The 20,456-nt window shown below is 65.0% G+C and carries 20 protein-coding genes; 5 read left to right on the forward strand and 15 right to left on the reverse strand.

Features of this window, described 5'->3' with window-relative positions:
• Nucleotides 1-184: 184 nt before the first annotated feature.
• Together ACFOPH_RS08800 and ACFOPH_RS08805 are read right to left on the reverse strand one after the other, a co-directional pair.
• Complete coding sequence (locus tag ACFOPH_RS08800) at nt 185-604, reverse strand: acyl-CoA thioesterase (protein WP_379734806.1); 420 nt, start codon at nt 602-604, stop codon at nt 185-187.
• 52 nt (nt 605-656) lie between these two features.
• Nucleotides 657-1,433, reverse strand: a complete 777-nt coding sequence (locus tag ACFOPH_RS08805) for an SDR family oxidoreductase (protein WP_312550213.1) — start codon at nt 1,431-1,433, stop codon at nt 657-659.
• 185 nt (nt 1,434-1,618) lie between these two features.
• Between ACFOPH_RS08805 and ACFOPH_RS08810 the strand changes: the two genes are divergently transcribed.
• Both ACFOPH_RS08810 and ACFOPH_RS08815 read left to right on the forward strand, forming a co-directional pair.
• Complete coding sequence (locus tag ACFOPH_RS08810; protein WP_379734808.1) at nt 1,619-3,295, forward strand: electron transfer flavoprotein-ubiquinone oxidoreductase; 1,677 nt, start codon at nt 1,619-1,621, stop codon at nt 3,293-3,295.
• Nucleotides 3,296-3,555: 260 nt separating this feature from the next.
• Nucleotides 3,556-4,779, forward strand: coding sequence for a porin (locus tag ACFOPH_RS08815; protein WP_379734810.1), 1,224 nt, complete (start codon nt 3,556-3,558; stop codon nt 4,777-4,779).
• Nucleotides 4,780-4,927: 148 nt separating this feature from the next.
• Here ACFOPH_RS08815 and ACFOPH_RS08820 read toward each other — a convergent pair whose 3' ends face one another.
• The 8 genes from ACFOPH_RS08820 to ACFOPH_RS08855 all read right to left on the reverse strand — a co-directional run bounded on the left by ACFOPH_RS08820 (nt 4,928) and on the right by ACFOPH_RS08855 (nt 9,588).
• A complete protein-coding gene (locus tag ACFOPH_RS08820; protein WP_379734812.1) occupies nt 4,928-5,590 on the reverse strand; it encodes an amino acid ABC transporter permease in 663 nt (220 codons plus the stop codon).
• Between the two features lie 10 nt (nt 5,591-5,600).
• Entirely contained in the window at nt 5,601-6,461 is an 861-nt protein-coding gene (locus ACFOPH_RS08825; RefSeq protein ID WP_379734814.1) for a transporter substrate-binding domain-containing protein, read from the reverse strand.
• 74 nt (nt 6,462-6,535) lie between these two features.
• Nucleotides 6,536-6,943, reverse strand: a complete 408-nt coding sequence (locus tag ACFOPH_RS08830; protein WP_312550209.1) for a hypothetical protein — start codon at nt 6,941-6,943, stop codon at nt 6,536-6,538.
• Nucleotides 6,944-7,012: 69 nt separating this feature from the next.
• The gene (locus ACFOPH_RS08835; RefSeq protein WP_312550208.1) at nt 7,013-7,228 is read right to left on the reverse strand and encodes a hypothetical protein; all 216 of its coding nucleotides are present in this window, start codon (nt 7,226-7,228) and stop codon (nt 7,013-7,015) included.
• A gap of 187 nt (nt 7,229-7,415) precedes the next feature.
• Nucleotides 7,416-7,889, reverse strand: a complete 474-nt coding sequence (locus tag ACFOPH_RS08840; protein ID WP_379734816.1) for a metallophosphoesterase family protein — start codon at nt 7,887-7,889, stop codon at nt 7,416-7,418.
• 20 nt (nt 7,890-7,909) lie between these two features.
• Nucleotides 7,910-8,200 carry a DUF378 domain-containing protein gene (locus ACFOPH_RS08845; RefSeq protein WP_379734818.1) on the reverse strand — a complete coding sequence of 97 codons (291 nt, stop codon included), beginning with the start codon at nt 8,198-8,200 and terminating at the stop codon, nt 7,910-7,912.
• A 108-nt stretch (nt 8,201-8,308) separates the two neighbouring features.
• Nucleotides 8,309-8,947, reverse strand: coding sequence for a YcbK family protein (locus ACFOPH_RS08850; protein ID WP_312550205.1), 639 nt, complete (start codon nt 8,945-8,947; stop codon nt 8,309-8,311).
• Nucleotides 8,948-9,063: 116 nt separating this feature from the next.
• Entirely contained in the window at nt 9,064-9,588 is a 525-nt protein-coding gene (locus ACFOPH_RS08855) for a GNAT family N-acetyltransferase (protein WP_312550204.1), read from the reverse strand.
• Nucleotides 9,589-9,810: 222 nt separating this feature from the next.
• Here ACFOPH_RS08855 and ACFOPH_RS08860 point away from each other — a divergent pair, with 222 nt between their 5' ends.
• From ACFOPH_RS08860 to ACFOPH_RS08870, 3 genes are all read left to right on the forward strand, one after another.
• Nucleotides 9,811-10,824, forward strand: a complete 1,014-nt coding sequence (locus ACFOPH_RS08860) for a sulfate ABC transporter substrate-binding protein (protein WP_312550203.1) — start codon at nt 9,811-9,813, stop codon at nt 10,822-10,824.
• Nucleotides 10,825-11,086: 262 nt separating this feature from the next.
• Nucleotides 11,087-12,055 carry a serine hydrolase gene (locus ACFOPH_RS08865; protein ID WP_312550202.1) on the forward strand — a complete coding sequence of 323 codons (969 nt, stop codon included), beginning with the start codon at nt 11,087-11,089 and terminating at the stop codon, nt 12,053-12,055.
• Between the two features lie 206 nt (nt 12,056-12,261).
• On the forward strand, nt 12,262-12,420 hold the full coding sequence (locus tag ACFOPH_RS08870; protein ID WP_379734821.1) for a hypothetical protein: 159 nt from the start codon (nt 12,262-12,264) through the stop codon (nt 12,418-12,420).
• A gap of 137 nt (nt 12,421-12,557) precedes the next feature.
• Here the strand turns inward: ACFOPH_RS08870 and ACFOPH_RS08875 are convergent, their stop codons facing one another.
• The 5 genes from ACFOPH_RS08875 to recD all read right to left on the reverse strand — a co-directional run bounded on the left by ACFOPH_RS08875 (nt 12,558) and on the right by recD (nt 20,451).
• Entirely contained in the window at nt 12,558-13,814 is a 1,257-nt protein-coding gene (locus ACFOPH_RS08875) for an MFS transporter (protein WP_312550200.1), read from the reverse strand.
• A gap of 211 nt (nt 13,815-14,025) precedes the next feature.
• On the reverse strand, nt 14,026-14,388 hold the full coding sequence (locus ACFOPH_RS08880) for a hypothetical protein (protein ID WP_312550199.1): 363 nt from the start codon (nt 14,386-14,388) through the stop codon (nt 14,026-14,028).
• Nucleotides 14,389-14,529: 141 nt separating this feature from the next.
• Nucleotides 14,530-17,367: a M16 family metallopeptidase gene (locus tag ACFOPH_RS08885; protein ID WP_379734823.1), complete on the reverse strand. Its 2,838-nt coding sequence runs from the start codon at nt 17,365-17,367 to the stop codon at nt 14,530-14,532.
• 162 nt (nt 17,368-17,529) lie between these two features.
• A complete protein-coding gene (gene udk, locus ACFOPH_RS08890; protein ID WP_379734825.1) occupies nt 17,530-18,171 on the reverse strand; it encodes a uridine kinase in 642 nt (213 codons plus the stop codon).
• A gap of 339 nt (nt 18,172-18,510) precedes the next feature.
• Nucleotides 18,511-20,451: an exodeoxyribonuclease V subunit alpha gene (recD, locus tag ACFOPH_RS08895; RefSeq protein WP_379734827.1), complete on the reverse strand. Its 1,941-nt coding sequence runs from the start codon at nt 20,449-20,451 to the stop codon at nt 18,511-18,513.
• Between the last annotated feature and the right edge of the window lie 5 nt (nt 20,452-20,456).

Here is a 20,456-nt window from a genome sequence, read left to right on the forward strand (position 1 = left end):
CTTCCCTGGCGACAAAGGCGCGATCTTGCCACAGTACAAGCTCACAAAAACTCACGAATTGTCACAAAAGCCCGAGAGAATCCTCTAGCACGCGTGTCGTGCGACGGGGGCCGTACTGCGGCTAGGCGAAAAAAAAGCGCCCGCAGGCGCTTCGCTGGAGCAGGAGTACTGCCGCCAGCCGTGCTCAGTCCGCCGGCAACAACGCCCGTATCGCGTCCGGCAACGGCACCGACTTCTCCGCCGCGAAATCGACCCACACGATCTTCGCGGCGCCTTGCGCATGCAGCGCGCCGGCCTGGCCGTCGGCGCCGACCAGGCGGATCTCGTGCGCGACCTCGAAGCTCGAACGGCCCGGCGGACCGACCCAGGACGTCACCTCGATCTCGGCCGGGTATTTCAGCTGCTTCAGGAACGAACACTGGGCGTTGATCAGCACCGGGCCGGTGCCGGTCGGGTCGGGCAAGGCGCCGACCTGGTCGAGCCAGGCGATGCGCGCCGTTTCAATGTAGCGGAAATAAACCGTATTGTTGACATGGCCCATCGCGTCCATGTCGCCCCAGCGGACCGGCATCCGCATCGTGTGTACCAGCTTCTTGTTGCTCATGCTTCCTGTTTCTCGTGTTGCCACGTTCGTTACAAAAATCTTACTTCGAATCCTACTGCGCCGTCATGCCGTCGTCGGCCGTGATGATGGCGCCGTTGATGAAGTGGGCTTCGTCGGCCGCGAGCAGGAGCAGCAGGCCGTCCAGGTCTTCCGGCTTGCCGGGGCGCTTGCGCGGCAGCAGCTCGATCAGCTTCCTGCCCTGCTCGGTCTCGAAATATTCCTCGTTCATCTCGGTCGAGATGTAGCCGGGGCAGATGGCATTGACGTTGATGCCGTACTTGCCCCATTCCACCGCCATTGCCTTGGTCATCTGCACCACGGCGGCCTTGCTCATGCAGTAGACGCCGATCTGCGGCAGCACGCGCAGGCCGGCGACCGAGGCGATGTTGACGATGCGGTGCTGCTTGCGCGGATCGCCCTTGGCGCGCTGGATCATGCGTTTCGCCGCCTGCTGGGCGACGAAGAAAGCCCCGCGCAGGTTGGTGTCCATGATGTACTGGTAGTCGTCCTCGGTGACGTCGAGCAGGCGCTGGGTGCTCTGCACGCCCGAGTTGTTGACCAGGATGTCGATCGGGCCGGCCTCGGTCTCGGCATGGGCGATCGCCGACTTGATGCTGGCCAGGTCGGTGACGTCGAGCGCGACCACGTGGGCGGCGCCGCCGTCGGCCTCGATCTCGGCGCGCAGCTCCTTCAGGCGCTCGATGCGGCGCGAGGCCAGCACGACCTGGGCGCCGGCGCCGGCCAGCGCTTTCGCGAAGCGTGCGCCGAGGCCGCTCGAGGCGCCGGTGACCATGGCAATCTTCCCCTCATAATTCACTTCGATGCCCACGTTGGCTCCTGTGCTGGTGGTTGCTGATGTGTGCTGCGCGACGTACGACCTAAGCATAATGATGTCACAGAATCAGCTATTAGATTGCAGCATCTAAATTTGGCTCTAAAATAGCTGGCTAAGTTGCAAATGGCCCCAAAAACCCGCACACTCGTGCTTAAATTTTTTTAACCCATCAGAAGACCATGACAGAGCCTAACAACATCCTCGAACAATACGGCCCGCGCGAAGCAATGGAGTACGACGTTGTCATCGTCGGCGGCGGCCCGGCTGGCTTGTCTGCGGCGATCCGCCTGAAGCAGCTCGCCAGCGAGAAAGGCCAGGACGTTTCGGTCTGCGTGCTCGAAAAAGGCGGCGAACTGGGCGCCCACATCCTGTCGGGCGCGGTCATGGACCCGATCGCGATCAATGAGCTGTTCCCGAACTGGAAGGAACTCGGGGCGCCGCTGAACACGCCCGTGACCGAAGACCAGGTGCTGTTCCTGACCGAGTCCAAGTCCTACGCGACACCCTCGTTCATGGTGCCCAAATCCCTCACCAACCACGGCAACTACATCGTCTCGCTGGCGAACGTGGTGCGCTGGCTGGGCCAGCAGGCCGAAAGCCTGGGCGTCGAGATCTTCCCGGGCTTCCCGGCGGCTGAAGTGCTGTACAACGAGGATGGCTCCGTCAAAGGTGTCGCCACCGGCAACATGGGCGTGAAGCGCGACGGCGAGCCCGGTCCCGACTTCCAGCTCGGCATGGAGCTGCATGCGAAATACACCTTCTTCGCCGAGGGCTCGCGCGGCCACCTGGGCAAGCAGCTGATCGCGAAATATGATTTGAACCGCGGTAAGGATCCGCAGACCTACGGCATCGGCATCAAGGAACTCTGGGAGATCGACCCGGCGAAACACAAGCCGGGCCTGGTGATCCACACCGCCGGCTGGCCGCTGCCTTCCGACACCTACGGCGGCTCCTTCCTGTACCACCTGGAGAACAACCTGGTGGCCGTGGGCTACGTGGTCGGCCTGGCTTACCAGAACCCGTATCTGTCGCCGTACGAGGAATTCCAGCGCTATAAAACGCACCCGGCGATCCGCGGCTACTTCGAAGGCGGCAAGCGCATCTCCTACGGCGCGCGCGCGATCACGGCCGGCGGCCTGCAATCCCTGCCGAAGACCGTGTTCCCGGGCGGCGCCCTGATCGGCTGCGACGCCGGCTTCCTGAACGTGTCGCGCATCAAGGGCAGCCATGGCGCGATCAAGACCGGCATGCTGGCCGCGGAATCGGCGTTTGCCGCCCTGGCAGCCGGCCGCCAGCACGACGAACTGGCGAGCTATCCGGAAGCCTTCAAGGCGTCCTGGCTGCACGAGGAACTGCACGTGGCGCGCAACTTCAAGCCGTGGATGAGCAAGGGGCTGTACCTGGGCACCTTCATGACCGGCATCGACCAGATCCTGTTCAAGGGCAAGGCGCCCTGGACCCTGCGTCACAAGCATGCCGACCACGAGTGCCTGCGTCCGGCATCCGAGTTCCAGCCCATCGTCTATCCTAAGCCGGACGGCAAGCTGACTTTTGATCGCCTGTCGTCGGTGTTCATCTCGAACACGAATCACGCGGAAGACCAGCCGGTACACCTGACGCTGAAGAACCCGGCGATTCCCGTGGACGTCAACCTGGCCAAGTTCGCCGGGCCCGAGCAGCGCTACTGCCCTGCCGGCGTCTACGAGTTCGTGAAGACCGACGAAGGCCAGGACCGCCTGCAGATCAACGCCCAGAACTGCGTGCACTGCAAGACCTGCGACATCAAGGACCCGACCCAGAACATCGTCTGGGTCACGCCGGAAGGCGGCGGCGGGCCGAACTACCCGAACATGTAAGACGGTTCGGTCGTCGTGTTGAAAACAGCCCGCCTTGCGGGCTGTTTTTGTTTTTGTTCTTGTATGTGTTTGCGACCGCGGTGTTTTGCTGGCGCTCGGGTTGGCATCGACACGAAAGACCGCGTGGGCACAAGTGCCCACCCCACACTAAACGAATGTTGCTTTATAACAACAATTGTCAAGCCTGGCGTCTTTGCTTGAGGCCGCCATTTAACCCTATGGGATAATGCCACTCTGCAATTCTCACCAATATTATCCAAATGTCACGCATCTCCATTGGCCAGCGCCCGCTGCGCCGCGTCCTGCTCTGCGCCATCCTCGCCACCAACTTCGCCCCGGCCGCCCATGCGCAGGCCGCCCCCTCCTACCTGATGACCCGCCTGGCCCAGCTGCCCGAATACGGTCGCGGCGCGGATGCCGTACGCGTCTACGGGACCGTCGACCTGGGCGCGATGTATGCGACGACCGACCATGCGAGCGGCCGCTGGCAGATGCAAAGCGGCGGCAACTACAGTTCCAAGCTCGGCGTGTACGCATCGGAAAACCTGGGCGGCGGGCTGCAGGCGGAGATGAAGCTCGAAGCCGGCTTCAATGCCGACACCGGCACCCAGCAGGCCAGCGCGCTGTTCAACCGCGAATCCTGGGTCGGCCTGCGCTCGCGCACCTGGGGCGCGGTCCGCATCGGCAACCAGATCAATGCGATGCTGCCGCTCCTGATCGATCCCTTCATGCTGGTGAACACGAATTCGGTCTACACCTGGGTCGGCGGCGGCGCCATGCAGACGCCGCGCGGCGCCGGAGCCAACACCGACCTCGGTCCGGGCGCCGCCACCCTGCCGGTGCGCGTGCCGAAATCGATCACCTATGCCACGCCGACCCTCGGCCCGGTGGCGGCCCAGTTCATCTACGCCGCCAACCCGACCGGCGCGAACGCGCCGAAGGTCGGCACGCGCGGCGGCGTGGCTTCCTACCAGCACGGCCCCTTCTACCTGGCCGCGAGCCTGATCCAGACCTGGAGCGGCCCGGTCGTCGTCGAGGCCGGCCTGCCGGCGCAGAGCGTGCGCACCGACATCCCGTCGGCGGGCGCGATCTTCGACAATGGCAAGGTCGTGCTGTCCACCTCCTACGCACGCATCCGGCCGAAGACGGCCCAGGCCGGCGAAGCCGAACTGGTGACGCTGGGCGCGATCCTGCCGCAGGGCCGCCTGACCTGGCGCGCCTCGGCCGTCTACCGCGACACCGAGGGCGCGCGCGACAATGCCGGACGCTTGGCGCCATCCTCGGCCCTGGGCCTGATGCTGGGCGTGGACTACGACCTGTCGCGCCGTACCGCGCTGTACGCGCGCGCAGGCTCGGTGCGCAACTTCGGCGCCTCGACCATCGTCCTCAACGGCGTGGCCCTGCCGCTGGCCGCGGGCAGCACCATGCCGCAGACCGGGATCGAAACGCGCAGCTTCGCGGTGGGGATGTATCACCACTTCTAATGGCTAGTGTAGGGTGGGCGCCCCGTGCCCACGCGGGAACGATGAGCAGACGCGACGCGCGATAAACGTCAACACGGCGCATGTTTTACGCGTGGGCACGGGGCGCCCACCCTACGTCTCGACACGGGCCGAACATTCCCGACAACCCTCAACGTGCCGCGTGCGCGCGGTTCAGGCGCCGCTCGGCGCGCCTTTGCAGCCCTTCGAAGAACAGGCTGAGCACCCAGTAGATCGCGGCCGCCGCGAGGTAGAGCGGCAGCGGCCGGAAGCTGGTCGCGATCGCTTCCTTCGTGGCCAGCATCAGTTCGGTCAGGGCGATGACCGACACCAGCGAGGTATCCTTGATCAGGCTGATGAGCGTGTTGCTCATCGACGGCACCGCCACCCGCAGCGCCTGCGGCAGCACGATGTACACCAGGGTCTGGCCATAGCCCAGTCCGAGGCTGAAGCTGGCGCGCCACTGGCCCTGGCCGATGCTGGCGATCGCCCCGCGCACGCTCTCCGACAGGTAGGCGCCGGCATTCAGCGAAAGCGCCAGCACGCCCGCCGTCACCGGCGAGAATTCGATGCCCACGCTCGGCAGGCCGTAATAGATGACGAAGATCTGCACCAGCAGCGGCGTGCCGCGCATGACGCTCACGTAGAGCGCCGCCGGCCAGCGCAGCAGGGCCCAGGGCGCGAGGCGCAGCAGCGCCACCGGAAAGCCGATCGCCAGGCCGCCGGCCATCGCGGCCAGTGCGAACAGCAGCGTGTAGCCGGCGCCCTGCAGCATCACCGGCGCGGCGTCTTCCAGCAGCGCGATCAGCTCCATCGTGCGGGACTTATCGAGCCGCAGGCGCGGCAGGAACCGCAGGCGCCGGACGGCTGGCGTCGCTGCCGAACCACTTGGTCGAGATCGCCTTCAGGCTGCCGTCGGCCTCCATTGCGCCGAGCGCGCCGTCGATCGCCGCCTTCAGCTTCGGGTTCCCCTTGCGCATGGCGATGCCCATGCGCTCGACCTGGCCGACGCGCGCACCGGCCCGGATCGGCAGCTTCGAATTCTTCAGCAAATACGCCACCATCAGGCTGTCGTTCAGCGCCGCGTCGACGCGCCCGAAAGCCAGGTCCTGCAGGTTCTCGGGCGCCGCCGGGTAGCTCCTGACCTCGATGCCCGGCACCCGTTTCGCCTGCTGCTCGAACACGCTGCCCTGCCCCACGCCGAGCTTCTTGCCCTTCAGGTCTTCGAGGCTGGCGTAGTGCGCCTGTTCGTTCCTGCGCACGATGAGCTGCGGGCTCGAATACGTATACGGCCGGGAGAAGTCGAAAGCCTGCTGGCGTTTGTCGGTGATACCGACCTGGCTGACGATGACGTCGTACTTGCCGGCGGCGAGACCCGCAAGGATGGCGGCCCACTCGGTCGTGACGAAGGCCGGTTTCAGGCCCAGCCTGGCGGCCACCGCCTGGGCGACCTCGACGTCATAGCCGGCCAGCTGCCCGGTCTTCGGGTCGCGGAAGTTGAATGGCGGGTAGGTTCCTTCCAACGCGATACGCAGCGTGCCGCGCGCCCTGGCCGTGTCCAGCAGATCGTCGGCGGCGGTAGCCGGCATGACGGCGCCCAGCGCCAGCAGCACGGCGCCCAGCGCCAGCAGCACGGCGGCCAGCCCGAAGGCACGGCGGGAATGGTGGAAGGGTTCCTTGCGCATCGGGCAGCTCTCCTGGAAAAAGCGTCTGCCTCTTTTATAACCCGAAAGCGCGACGGTGCGCGAAAAAAGTTTCGTCAGTACATCATGCGTCGGCCATGCGAACCGAAGCGGTGCCCGACCACCAGCGTGGTGCTGGCGACCAGGCTCGACAGCCCGATGATGAGCTGCACCAGCCGGTCGGCCGGCAGCAGCCAGTACTGGCCCGGCGGCGGCTCGGCCCCGGTGGCGGCGACGATCAGCGGCGCAATCCAGCTCGCGTCCGGCTCGACGTCGAGCACCACCGCGTCCTCGGCGGTCTGCATATAGATGTTGCCCCCTTCGGCCAGCGTGAAGCAGATGCCGTAACCGGTCTCCTGCGGCCGGATCAGCTCCTGCATCGCCTGGTTGTGCTCGTCGATCCAGAATTCGACGTCTTGCGGGGTTTCGAGGTGGATCCAGGGGCGGGGGCGGAAGCGCGGCGGATTGTCAGCGGAAGCGGTCATGAAATGCGAATCGAATACGAACACCAAAAACGTATGCTAAGGCATTTCCGTCCGACCGTGTGTACTGGCTTAGCGCACCGGCCTGGCAGCGCGACGCCGGTCCTGTTTGCGGAAATGGTCGGGGGAGCACAGCACCCGCAGCGCGACGGGACGCGGCACGCCTTGCCGCTCCATCAGCAGCAAGGCCGGATGGATGCCCTGGCGGGCGCACAATTGCAGCGCGTCCTCCACATGATTGGCGGTAGTCTGGTCGGTTCGTGCGTCATTCCTGCTCACTTCGCCCATGTTTTCCTCCATGCAAGCGTAGGATGCTAACAGAGCCATACACACACTTAAAGTAGTTTCTGAAGAAGTTATCGCAAGCGGATGATTTTGTGTCTTATCCGCAAAGTTTGCCGGTTTGCCATTGCAGACTGGTCCGCACCGGGTTAGCGCGGCAGCCAGCGTGCGCCGCGGCCACGGCGTTCGTGACCTAGCCGTCGACGAGCGTGACGATGCGCGGCCGTACGGCTTCCCCGTCCAGCACCAGTTCGCCGCAGGAAATCGGCAGGCTGAAACGGCGGCGCCCCGCACTACCGGGATTGATGTAGAGAACGCCCGCGCGCTCGACGCAGGCGGGCTTGTGCGAGTGGCCGGACACGACCACCCGTACGCCGAGCGCGGCCGGGTCGATCTCGAGTTCCTTCAGGTCGTGGATCGCGTACAGCGATACCGGACCGAAGCGCAGCAAGGCGGTCGCGGGCAGGTCCCGGGCCCAGGGCTCGCGGTCGTTGTTGCCGCGCACCACGGTCAGGGGCGCGAGCGCGGCCAGGCGCTCGAGGATGTCCGGCTTGCCGATGTCGCCGCCGTGGACGATGTGGTCGCAGCCGGCCAGGAAGTCCAGCGCTTCCGGACGCAGGAGCCCATGGGTATCGGAGATCAGGCCGATACGCAAGCGCCCCGGCACCGTTGTCCTTGCCTGCGCCGTCAATGGCGCTTGGCCGACGCCATCTTCGCCGTCGTGTAGATCGAGTACAGCACCGCCAGGCCCACCACCACGTAGACCAGGCGGGTTGCCGGACTGCCCGGGCCGAAAATGGTGGCGACGATGTCGACATCGAACAGGCCGACCATTGCCCAGTTCAGGCCGCCAATGATCAGGAGCGCCATCGCCAGGTAATCCATGGCCGACATGGCCGAACGGCGGCCTTCGCGCAAGGCGAGGCGACGCTCGGGGCTGGTACGGCGATCCATCGTGGGTGCATTCATCGTTGCCATCGTTTTCTCCTTCCGTCAGTGATGTCGGGTCTTCCGGCGTATACATTGCCGGCCCGGCCCTTCGACAGCGAAAACCCGTGCAAGTTGGCGGCCCCTACCGCGTGGACATCAGCCCTTCCAGGTGCGGTTGAGCCCCGTATCGGCATGGATCCAGCCGCCTTTGGGACCGGAACGGTAATAATACCCCACTCCTCCCGTACGGAAGCTGCGCACGAGTCCGCCCAGGACTTCCTCTGTCAGGCTGGAAATGCGGATGTCGGCCGCCTTGCCCGTCATGTGCAGCGACTTGCGCGCCGCCGGCACGCCGGCTTCGATCAGGCGCGCGTTCGAGGCGGGGGTGCGGTAGCCCGACAGGATCTCGAGCGGCTGCTCGAGGCCGTAGCGGGCGATGAAGGCCTGGGTGCTCCACAGGATCTCCAGCAGCTTCGGATCGATCGGCGCGGTTTCCTTGCCGTTGACGTCGCGCAGCAGGTGGCACAGTTGCTGGTAGGCGGAGTCGATCACCTCGCCATCCTTCCAGTACAGCAGCTTCGCCTTTTCGCCGCTGGCCGGACGGGTCACGCTCAGCGTGCGCGGCTTGACCCAGAAGTCGAGGTCGAGCACCTGGGCGTCGAACAGGTCGGGCGGAGGCGTCAGGTCGGCCGGCGCCTGTGGCGCGGCAAGGACATTGCTTGACAAGGCAGGACCGAGCACGCCGAGGGCGGACAGGCGCATGCCTTGTTGGAGGAAATCTCTACGGGAAGACATAACGTACTCATCAATGCGAAGTTGCGTACTATAACTTAACAACTTCGCAGAAAAAAGCCGTTACACGTTGCGAATTGGTTGCAAATGAATTTCGCAGCAAAAAGATGCTGCTTTATTTATTGACTGCAATTGCAGAAGCGTTTGCTCTGGGCGCTGCCGCAGTCCTGGTCGGCGTCGAGCGACTTCCACATCAGGTTGCAGTCGAGACCGAAGCAGGCCTTGTCCATGCCGGAATTGGCATAGCCGTGGCGCTCGAAGAACATGGCGGCGCTCTCCGGGCTGTGCAGGAAGAGCTTGCGGATGTTCCAGGCGCGCGCCTGCGCTTCCACCGCCGCCAGCAAGGCGCGGCCGACGCCGATGCGCAGGGCGTCCGGCTCGACGTAGCACAGCGCCAGCTTGCCGGCCTGGGTCAGCAGGGCCAGGCCCAGCAGTCGGCCGTCCTGCTCGGCGACGATGGCGTGGTTGGTCGGGGAGGCGAACCAGGCGGCGACGTTTTCCGGCGTCTTGTTGCCGAGCCAGGAATCGAGGACGTCGGGACGGCCGCGATGGTCAGGCTCGCAGCCCTGCTCGATCGAGCGGCGCAACAGCGCGCAGGCGGAAGCGGCGTCGGCCGGTGCTGCTTTGCGAATGTCGATACCCATACTTCTGACCCACTAAAACGTGACTTGTAGCCGTTGCTTTCGAACGCGCCCTCCTGTTGGGATAACGCCTGACCGGACTATACACCGAAAGCGGCTTAGTCTGCCGGATGCCATGCATACCTCGATCAGCCTCTAAGCATATGACAAAAGTATTCTTCCGTTTTGTTCCGAATTTACGGAACATGCACACTGTCTTCAAAGCATTCTAAAAAGCGAGAACATATGCCGAACAAATCCTTCCTGCCCCTGCGCCGCCTGATCCTGGCGCTGGCCGCCGGCGCCGCGCTGCCGCTGTCGGCAAGCGCCGCCAATGTCGAGCTGCTGAACGTGTCCTACGACGTGGCGCGCGAATTGTACAAGGACGTCAACCCGGCCTTCATCGCCGACTACAAGAAAGCCACCGGCGACACCGTTACCATCAAGCAGTCGCATGGCGGCTCGAGCAAGCAGGCGCGCGCCGTCGCGGACGGCCTGGAAGCCTCGGTCGTGACCATGAACCAGGCCAACGACATCGACATGCTGGCCGACCGCGGCCTGGTCACGAAGGACTGGGCCAAGAAATTCCCGAACAATGCCGCGCCCTACTACTCGACCATGGTCTTCCTGGTCCGCAAAGGCAACCCGAAAGGCATCAAGAACTGGGACGACCTGGCGAAGCCGGGCGTGCAGGTCGTGATCCCGAACCCGAAGACCGCGGGCAATGGCCGCTACACCTACCTCGCGGCCTGGGGTTCGGTGCTCAAGAAAGGCGGCAACGAAGCGCAGGCGCGCGACCTGGTCGCCCGCATCTTCAAGAACGTGCCGATCCTGGACGCCGGCGGCCGCGCCGCCACCACCACCTTCACCCAGCGCCAGATCGGCGACGCCCTGGTGACCTTCGAGAACGAGGTGAGCATGGTGCGCAAGGAGTTCGGCGACAACTTCGAAGTCGTGTACCCGCAGACCTCGATCCTGGCCGAGTCGCCGGTGGCCGTGGTCGACAAGGTGGTCGACCGCCGCAACCTGCGCAAGCCGGCCACCGCCTACCTGAACTTCCTGTACTCGCCGGCGGGCCAGGAAATCGGCGCCAAGCACTTCCTGCGCGTACGCAATGAGGCCGTGATGAAGAAGTACGCCGCCAACTACAAGCCGATCGCGCTGTTCTCGGTGGACGAGCTGTTCGGCGGCTGGCGCAACGCCCAGAAAAAACACTTCGACGACGGCGGCGAATTCGACAAGATCTACCAGTCGAAATAAACGCATCGCGATCGGCGTATTGACGGATCGATGCGCTTAGTGAAGCACTTCCTTGCCAGTCTAAAAAGGCCCTGCTACAACGCAGGGTCTTTTTTTTGAGCAATTTTCATACATGAGCCCGCTTTTTGCCTGTGCGCCATGGACATGCAGAAATCGCAGTGCTATCTTTCAACACTTAGGTGAGCCTTACGCATGACGCGTAAAACGGCTGCCGCAACGGCAGCCTGGCCCCACCCCGACCCCATACCCGACACCGACACCCATGATGAAAAAACTGTTTGCCGCTGTCCTGTTGTCGATCTCGTCTGCCGCCGCAGTCGCGGTGCCGTTCGGTTCGCAATCGGTCCTGGTGGTAGAAGATGACACCGGCAAAGTTCTGCTGGAAAAGAACGCCAGCGCCGTCGTCCCGATCGCTTCGTTGACCAAGCTGATGACCGCAATGGTCGTGCTGGACGCGAAGCAGGACATGAACGAACTGATCGAGATCGACCGCAGCGACGTCGACACGCTCAAGCACAGCACCTCGCGCGTGCCGGTCGGCGCCAGCATTCCGCGCGGCGACGTGCTGCAACTGGCCCTGATGTCTTCCGACAACCGCGCCGCCGCCTCGCTGGGCCGCACCTACCCGGGCGGCCTGCCGGCGTTCAAGGAGGCCGTGCGCCGCAAGATCGCCGCGCTGGGCATGAGCAACACCGTGATCGAAGAGCCGACCGGCCTGTCGCCGAACAACCGCTCGACCGCGGCCGACCTGGTCAAGATGGCGAATGCCGCCAGCAAGTACAAGGAAATCACCGACCGCACCACCGATGCCAAGAACCTCATCAGCATCAACAGCCGCGAAGTCGAATTCCGCAACACCAACCGCCTGGTCGGCGCCAAGGGCTGGGAAATCGGCCTTTCGAAGACCGGCTACATCCAGGAAGCCGGCCGCTGCCTGATCATGAGCATCAAGGCCGGCGGCAAGAACGCGACCATGGTCCTGCTGAACGCCGGCGCTTCGTCGGCGCGCATCATGGACGCGCTGAACATCCGCCGCTTCATCAACGGCAAGGACCCGGTCGTGGCCAGCGCGCCGCGCTCGGTTGCCAAGGCGAGCAGCCGCGCGCCGCGCATCAAGGCCAGCGCCGGCCGCGTCAAGCTGAAGGCCAAGGCTTCGTCGCGCAGCAAGTCGAAAGTCGTGGTGGCGCCGAAGAAGAAAAAGGCGGTGGTGACGCGCAAGCGCCGCAACTGATCCATGCCGCCGCAGGGCGGCAATGCAGCAACGAAAAGGGACGTCCGCGATGTGGAGGTCCCTTTATTTTGCCTGCCACTGCCGGGTGGCGACGCGCTCCGCAGACGCCGTGGCAAAAATGCAACGCAAGGAGTTGCCTTTCTTTAAAATAATTTTCTGTAAAGCTATACTTCCACGCTGCAATCTTTACTTAGACGCGGCATCGTATGAAATACCTTATTCCGGCGGATATCACCGCCAATCACGCTACGCAAGACGACCAGGAACCCGGCCGCAGCGGGTGGTATCCCTGGCTCGGCCTCGCGCTTGTCATGGCGACGGCCGCCGTCACGTATGGCGCCCTCGCCTTCTTCCTGATCGACTAAGAGCGCCGAACAAAACCTTCATGGCTGCGTTGCATCGTCTCGCCGTACACGCGTACTGTCTTCGCGGTCCGCCGCTGCGGCGCTGCACCTTGCCCTGAAGGTTTTGTTAGGCGCTTTAAGCCAAGTCTGTTCAGGCTTCAGTTGCGCGCGTAAACGGCGGGCGCCATCAGCGTGAAGCCCTTCAAGGGCAGGCGCAGCGACACGAAGGCGGCGATCACCAGCAGCACGCCGGACATGCCGAACGCCACCCAGTGGGTGCCGAAGTGCTCATAGCCCCAGCCTCCCAGCCAGGAACTGAGCATGGCGCCGACCTGGTGTCCGAGGTAGGCGGTGCCGTACATCACGCCGACCAGGCGCACGCCATAGATATCGGCCAGCATCGCCGACGAGGTCGCGATGCTGCCGGCCCACACCATGCCGCCGATCGCCGCGGCGATGTAGAGCTCCCAGTGGGTGCCGACCACCAGCAGCGCGAAGAAGCCGAGGCCGCGCACCAGGTAGATGGTGCCGAGGATGTTGCGGCGCGGCAGGCGGTCCGACAGGCGGCCCAGCACCAGCGTCCCGAGGATCGCCACCAGGCCGATCAGGCCGATGCCGTAGGAGCTCGTCATCGCATCGAAGCCATGGTCCATCAGCATCGGCACGCCGTGGGTGCCGAGCAGGTTCATGCTGAAGCCGCAGGCGAACAGGCCGATCACGATCTTCCAGAACGGCGAGGTGCGCACGGCTTCCCCGAACGACAGGCTGACCGGCGCCGGCTTGCCGCTCGCCGCCTGGGCGTTGATCTGCTCCGGCAGCAGGTCGGTATGCGCAGGCGCCGTCTCGCGCATGCAGAACAGCGCCGCCGGGATCGTCACCACCGCAAACACCACCGCAAAACCGACCAGGGTCGCTTGCCAGCCGACCGCACCGATCGCCGAGGCCAGCACCGGCGTCAGGATCGCCATGCCGGCCATCGAGCCGGTCGACAGGAAGAACAGCGCCATGCCGCGCTGGCGCGTAAACCAGCGGCTGATGATGGGCGTGAGCGCGACCGGGCTGGTGAAGCCGAGGCCGACCGACATCAGCACGCCGAAGGCCAGCAGGAAGCTGAACGGCGTGCGCGCGTTGACGGTCCAGGCGATCGAGACGAAGACGATGGCGGTGCCGAGCAGTAGCACGAAGCGGGTGCCGTAACGCCCGACCAGGTAGCCCGCCAGCGGCATCGCCAAGCCGTAGCACAGCATGCCGATGGCGATGATCGAGGCCAGCAGGCTGCGCGAAAAGCCGAGGTCCTCGACCATGGGCAGGAAGAAGGGGCCGATGCCGAGGCGCATGCCGACGGTCAGCGTGGTCAGGAGGGTGGCGGCGGCGACGATGTTCCAGCCGAAGTACCAGGGGCGTTCTGTTGTCATGGAATTGCTGGCCTGGACGCCGGCGGCGTCCGTCTGGCAAATTGATCAGGGGATCAATATAACAACACTTCGGTCCAGGCGTAAGGGAAGCTGGCCATGGAGCCACAGCCGGCGCGATGAGTAGGCAAGTCCAGGCACGACATCGCGTGCCGCGGTTCGGGCTACGGCAGGCGCGGCATGAATGCAACCGCGCTGCGCCGAACCGCCCGGCTTACTTCGGAAACACCACCTGCGGCAAACCGAATTGCTTACGGCAGGAATTACGCATCTCCAGTTCCTCGGCATTCGACTGTTCCAGCGTCCCTGGCGGCGCTTTGCCGGGATTGGCCTGCATGTATTTCGCAGCTTTCATCGCGCGCACTTCGAACTTGCTCATGAAGCATTTGCAGTATGCCGGAAATTTGGCATTGCCTTTCAAGTCCGACTCACCGTAAGGCGCCGGTAGGGCCAGTCCCTGTTCGCAACTTTTCGACACATCGGTTCCCTGATCCGTGCGGATCTGGGCATGTGCGGGCGCGAAGATCAGCAGGAATGCAGCGACGCTCGACGCGCGTGCCAGGAAGGTCATCTTCATTGTGAACCCTTTCGAAAAAGTAATTCACGAAAATATAGCACAGTTAGTTACAAGAAAAACAATCAGCGAAGAAAGCGTGCCCCTGCCGCTGCGGCATCGACCGAAGAACAATGCCGCAGCGTGGCGCGCCCGGTCTAGCGATTACCGGGCAATCAGCACCGGCTCGTCAAACCCCAGCTCCTGCATCCGCGGCAGCTGCGTCTTCGCATCCCCCACCACCAGCCACACCATCTTCGAGGGATCGAGGTACTTCTGCGACAGGGCCTGCACGCGCGGCAGCGTCATCGCCTTGACGATCCCTTCGCGCTGCTTGACGTAATCCGCGCGCCAGCCGTACTTGCTGATGTTGTCCAGCATGCCCAGCTTGGCGCCCGCCGTCTCGAAGGCCCGTGCATTGCTCTTGACGAGGAAGTTCCGGGTCGTCTCCAGGTCGGCCGCCGAATACGTTGCGGGATAGTCCTGCAGCACCTGCTTCACCAGCTGGGCCGATTCGAGCGTGACGTTGCTGCGCACGCCACTGGCGATGGTGAAGGGCCCGGCGCTCTCGCTGCCGGTGAAGGACGACCTGATGCCGTAGGTGTAGCCCTTGCCTTCGCGCAGCTGCTGGGTCAGGCGCGAGGCGAAGCCGCCGCCGCCCAGGATGTAGTTGGTGACGGTGGCCGGGTAGAAGTCCGGGTCGGTCGCCGCCAGCGCGCGGTAGCCGATGCGCAGCACGGACTGCTTGGCGTCGGGCACGTCGACGAAATACACCTTGGCGGCCGGGCGCTCGCCCGCCGCCACGGCCGCCGGCAGCTTCACCGGATGGGCCTTCCAGTCGCGGCCCAGCTGCGTCAGCGAGCGGGCGATGGCCGCTTTCGGCAAGGCGCCAACCACGTGCATGCGCGCCACCGACGGCGACAGGTTGGCGCGGTAGTAGGCTTTCAGGTCGTCGATGGTGATCGCGTTCACGCTTTCGGTGGTGCCGAGGATGTTGCGCGAACGGGGATCGTCCTTGCCGTAGACCAGCTTGCCGAAGTGGATGGCCGCCAGCGCGTTCGGGTCGGCTTCCTGCTGGCGGATCTGGCTCAGCACGCTCTGCTTGACCAGGGCAAACTCCTTTTCGTCCCAGCGCGGCTGCAACAGGATTTCCTCGACCAGGTCGAGGGTAGCCTGGTAGTTGCGCGCCAGGGTCGTGACGCTGATGCGCACGTCCTCGGCACCCGCCGACACGTCGATCGATGCGCCCAATTGCTGGATCGCTTCTTCCAGCTCTTCCGGCGTTTTCTTCGCGGTGCCCTGGGTCATCAGGCGCGCCATCAGGTTGGCGACGCCGACCTTTTCCGGCTGGTCGAGCAGCAGGCCGCCGTCGATCGCGATATCGAACTGCACCAGCGGCACCTCCTTGTTCTTGATGCCGACCACGCGCATGCCGTTCGCCAGCTTGGTGTCCCAGACCTGCGGCACCTTCACCACCGGCGCCGCGCCGTAAGGCGGCTCCTTGCTGCGTTCGAAACTGGACGGGGTGCGGGCGTATTCGGCGTTCGCGCTCGGGTCGACCGCGTTCTCGGCGCCCTGCACCACCTTCTCCTCGACGACGTCGGCCTTGCTCGAGCCACTCAGGGCCAGCGCCAGCTTGCCTTTCGGGACGAAGCTGGTCGCGACATAAGGCTTGCCCTTGATATAGGTGTCGTACACGCGGCGCACGTCGGCCGGGGTAACGGCCAGCGTTTTCTTGATGCCTTCCTCGGCCTGGCCCGGATTGCCGGTCAGGTAGTTGTATTCGGCCAGCAACGCCGACTTGCCGAGCACGCTGGACATCGCGTTGTAGAAACGGGTCTCGAGGCTGGCCTTGATGCGGTTCAGGTCGCGCTCGGAGATGCCTTCCTTCTCGAACTTGGCAAAGGCCTGGTCGACCGCGGCGGCAACCTGGTCGAGCGGCTTGTCCTCGAAGGCGCGCACGTTCAGCATGAACTGGCCGGCCAGTTCCGCGGTGTGGTTGCCGATCTGGACTGTCGGCGCCAGCTTGGCGTCTTCCACCAGCACCTGGTAGAACGGCGCGCGCTTGGTCTCGGACAGGTACTCGGCCAGCACCTCAAGGGCATATGAGTCCGGGTGCAGGTCCTCGACGGTCGGCCAGGCCATGGTCAGTTCCGGCAGTTTCGCGAAGTTGTCTTCATGCGCCAGCTTGACGATCTGCTTCACCACGCCCGGGCGCTTGGCGATCGCCTCGACCGGTGCGCCGCGCTTAATCTCGCCGAAGTATTTTTCGACCCACTTGCGCGCCTGCGCGGGATCGAAGTCGCCGGCGATCACCAGGGTCACGTTGTTCGGCACGTACCACAGGCGATAGAACTCCTTGACGTCGTCCAGGGTCGCATTCTGCAGGTCCTCGAGCGAACCGATCACCTGCCAGTTGTAGGGATGGTTTTCCGGGTACAGCGCCTTGTTGATGACGTAGCGGGTGTGGCCGTAGGGCGCGTTGTCGACGCCCTGGCGCTTCTCGTTCTTGACGACCTGTTTTTCCTTGGCCAGCACCGGATCGGTGACGGTGTTGATGAACCAGCCCAGCTTGTCCGCTTCGGCCCAGATCATCTTTTCCAGCGCGTCCTTCGGCACCGTCTGCAGGTAGTTGGTGCGGTCCTGCGAGGTCGAGCCGTTGGCGCCCGAGCCGCCGATGCGCGCGGTCATCTTGTCGAGACCGCCCTTGCCCAGGTTTTCCGATTCCAGGAACAGCAGGTGTTCGAACAGGTGGGCGAAGCCGGTGCGCCCCGCCTTTTCGCGGGCCGAACCGACGTGGGCGGTCAGGTTGACGGCGACCACCGGATCGGAGCGGTCGATGTGGAAGATCACCTCGAGGCCGTTCGGCAGGGTGAACTTCTGGAAGTCCACCTTCAGGCCGGCTTGCGGCGCGGCGGCCGCTGGCGTGGCGGCGGAGGCCGGCGCCAGGAAAGCCGACGACAGGCAGGCGGCCAGCAGGAGCTTCGAGGGGAGCGTCTTCATGAAATCAGGTCCTTGCAATGGAGTGGTAATCGCGGAACAATAGGGTGCGGCACACCCGAAAGTTCTGGATAGTATTGCAATTTCCTGATTGCTACAACGTCAAAGCAGGATGCCGCTGTGGGCGCGGCGAAACTGGCGCCGGGAGCATTCCCGGCGTCGGGATCAGGGCCGCTTCAACTGGCCGATGACGCTCGCCACCTTGGTGGTAATCACATCGACCGCCGGGCCGTTCGCGCCGTGCGGCAGGATGACGTCGGCGTGGCGCTTGGTCGGCTCGATGAACTGCTTGTGCATCGGGCGCACCGTTTCCAGGTACTGGCCGACCACGCTCTCGACCGTGCGGCCGCGTTCGGTGATGTCCCTTTGCATGCGGCGGATGAAGCGCACGTCGGACGCGGTGTCGACGAAGATCTTCAGCGACATCATGTTGCGCAGGTCCGCGTCGTAGAGGGCGAACAGGCCCTCGATCACGATCACCGGGGCGGGTTTCACGGGAATGGTCTTGTTCGAGCGGTTGTCGATCGTGAAGTCGTACTCCGGCATCTCGATCGCCTCGCCATTGCGCAGGGCCTTGACGTGCTGCACCAGCAGCGGCCAGTCGAAGGCCTGCGGGTGGTCGTAGTTCTGCTTGCGGCGTACTTCGGGGGTGAGGTCGGACTGGTCGCGGTAGTAATCGTCCTGCATCACCACCGACACCATCTCGGCGCCGAACGACGCGAGCACTTGCTGGGTTACCGTCGACTTGCCACTGCCGCTACCGCCGGCGACACCAATGACAAACGGTAGAAAGGATTGTTGATTCATCCCCACATGATACCGGAGCGGCGGCCGAACCGACAGGGGCCGCGGCGTTTCAGGGGCGATGTGCGGCGATCCGGCACCGGTGTGCTGGGCGTATCGATGAAGCCGTAGGGTGGGCACTCCGTGCCCACGCGTTACGCACGTTACCGGTAGTCACATGCAGGGACTGATCGACCGTAGAACTAGCTATGGACGCGAACCCGGCCGGGGTTGACGTTAGCGGGCGCAAAGTTGCAGCCTACGCGGAAAGGATGCGCACGTAACGCGTGGGCACGGCGTGCCCACCCTACGGCTGAACGGCATGAGACCTTCGCCAGGCATTTCTCGAGAAAGGCTACCTATTCACCGCTCGATCAGGCTGCGCAAGCCACTGGCCCGGTGCGTCCTTCGCTCCACCGCCTCGGCCAGCACCGCGCCCGTCGGCGACACCAGCGTGAATTCCGCACTGGCGCGCGTGATTCCCGTATAGACCAGCTCGCGCGTCAGGATGCCGTGTCGGTCCTCGGGCAGCACCAGCACCGTGTGGCGGAATTCCGAGCCTTGCGATTTATGCACGGTCATCGCATACGCCGTCTCGACGTTGCGCAGGCGCGTGGCCAGCACCGAGCGCACCTTGTCGCCTTCCAGGAAGTAGACCCGCAGCGAACCGGGACGCGCCGGATCGGCCAGGGTCAGGCCGATGTCGCCGTTGAACACGCCGGTGCCGTAGTCGTTACGGGTCACCATCACCGGCCGGCCGACGTACCACTCGCCGCCGCGGCGCAGCAGGCCGGCCGCCTCCAGGCGCCCCTCGATCGCCGTGTTCAGGCCGGACACGCCCCACTCGCCTTCGCGCACCGCGCACAGGATGCGGAAGGCTTCGAAGTGCTGCAGCACGGCGCGCACCCAGTCCTCGTGGACGGCGCCATCGGGTCCCGCGCGCAGCACCTCCAGGTAGGGCTGGTAGCCCTCCAGGGCCAGGTTGACCACCTGGTGCTGGTGCGCGTGCTCGATCCAGCGTACGGCTTCGTCGCCGCCGTGCAGCACCGCCTCGGCGCGCGCGGCGTCGCCGGCGTTGACGGCAAGCGCCAGCTGGCCGATCGGCCCGCCGAAGCGGCGGCTGTGGCGCAGCATCACGGTCTGCTGGGCCAGCGGGCCGGCGCCGCCGAGGAATTCCCCGGGCAGCTCTTCGCCGCTGGCGATGCGCACGTAGTCGGCCGTCTCGCGGCTATAGCCGCCGGACTGGGCGTCGTGGCAGAGGTCGCCCAGGACGGCGCCCGCCTCCACCGAGGCCAATTGGTCCTTGTCGCCCAGCAGGACCAGGGTCGCGCCCGGCGGCAGCGCGTCGAGCAGGCAGGCCATCATCTCGAGGTGGACCATCGAGGCTTCGTCGACGATCAGGACGTCGACGTCGAGCGGGTTGCCGGCGTGGTGGGCAAAGGCGCGGCTGTCGGGCCGTGCGCCCAGCAGGCTGTGCAGGGTGCGCGCGGCGCCCATGCGCTCGGTCAGCTGGCGCAGCGGCAGCGCATCGCCGACGCGGTCCGCCAGTTCGGTGAGCGCCTTGTCGATCGACTGCTTCAGGCGCGCGGCGGCCTTGCCGGTCGGCGCGGCCAGGGCGATGCGCTGGCGCGCGGCGTCCGGCGCGGTGGCGAACAGCAGCGCCAGCAGGCGCGCCACGGTATAGGTCTTGCCGGTGCCGGGGCCGCCGGTGATGATCGCGACCGAGCCGCGCAGGGCCACGGCGCAGGCCAGTTTCTGCCAGTCGGGTTTCTCGCTGGCGCGCTGCGAGAAGAACAGCAGGTCGAGCCAGCTGCGCACCCTGGCCACGTCGACCGGATGCGTGGCGGCGGCGCGGGCGCGGATGCTGGCCGCGACCACGGTTTCGTCGCGCCAGTAACGGCGCAGGTAGAGGCGCTCGCCGTCGAACACCAGCGGCTCGCCGTAGTCGAGGTCGCCCACGCGCCAGACCTGCTCGCAGGCGGCCAACTGGGCGGCCCAGGCCTTGCTTGTTCTCGGCAGCGGCGCGACGGTGTCCGCCAGGCCCTTCCACTGCTCCTGGCTCCAGCCGAGCAGCCCGGCCGGGTCGCCGGCAAGGTCGGACAATTGCAGGCAGCTGTGGCCGCGGCCTTCCAGTTCGGACAGGACCGTCGCCGCCAGCAGCAGCGCCGGCGAGGTGGCGCCCAGCGAGGCGACGAAACGGGCAAAGGCGCCCGACAGGCGGCGCAGCTCGCCGCTGTCCGTCAGGCGCGCGGTTTCCGCCCACAGGGCGTCGATCCGGGCTTCTTGCTTGACTTCGTGTTTCACGGATT

The organism is Massilia haematophila (genome assembly GCF_042647645.1).
GTDB lineage: Bacteria > Pseudomonadota > Gammaproteobacteria > Burkholderiales > Burkholderiaceae_D > Telluria > Telluria haematophila.